The 862-nt window shown below is 46.9% G+C and carries 1 pseudogene; it reads left to right on the top strand.

Annotated elements, in window-relative coordinates:
• A pseudogene (gene tssC / locus R8O70_RS25560) lies at positions 1-630 on the top strand (type VI secretion system contractile sheath large subunit); the annotation flags it as partial.
• Positions 631-862 lie beyond the last annotated feature (232 nt).

Genomic DNA, 862 nt, shown 5'->3' with positions numbered 1-862 from the left:
GTAAAGTGAGCGGTGGCGTTTTCGAGGGTGGGTTTCTGACGTGCTATCGTGGGCGCAGGGGGGGGGGGGCGAGTTGATAACCTACCAACACACTTCTTCATGAGTGATGATGGTGACCCAGATATGCAGTGCCCAACGGAAATTGGCATTACAGACCGCCGTGAAGCGGAATTGGGTAAACTGGGTTTCTTGCCGCTATGCCACTACAAAAATACGAACTATGCCGTGTTCTTTGGTGCTCAAACTTGTCAAAAACCAGCAAATCATGAATCTCCAGAAGTGGCAGCAAACGCGGCAATTTCAGCAAGACTTCCTTACATGATGGCAACCTCTCGTTTTGCACATTATTTGAAAGTAATGGCTCGAGACAAGATCGGTAGCTTTATGGAAGCAGAAGACGTTGAATCTTGGTTGAACCGTTGGATTCTTGGCTATGTGAACGCTTCTGAAGGTGGCGGTCAAGAAATTCGTGCGAAATACCCTCTTGCCGACGCTCGCGTACAAGTTAAGGAAATTCCAGGTTCTCCTGGTTCTTACAACGCGGTTGCTTGGCTCAAGCCATGGCTTCAAATGGAAGAGCTAACCACGTCTTTAAGACTCGTTGCTAAAATTCCTCAGTCGGGTGGCTAAATAGAGTTAATGGCTGGTCACTTCGACCAGCCATTAAGCCAAGCTTATGGTAGTTATGACGAAAATAGATGCATTGAACTTTCTAGACCCAGAGGAACTCACACACGAGTTTACACCGATGGGCCTGGCTGAGTTTGACAGTCATTGGTTGACTAAATTTGTTGAATGTTCAGATTCAATACTTGCGGCACGAATTTGGTTGGAAGGCACGCAATCTAAAGATTTTGCGAGT

Origin of the sequence: Vibrio sp. 779(2023) (assembly GCF_033344285.1) — a bacterium.
Classification (GTDB): domain Bacteria; phylum Pseudomonadota; class Gammaproteobacteria; order Enterobacterales; family Vibrionaceae; genus Vibrio; species Vibrio alginolyticus.
The sequence above is the reverse complement of the archived record's forward strand: the minus strand, read 5'-3'. Positions and strand labels throughout refer to the sequence as shown.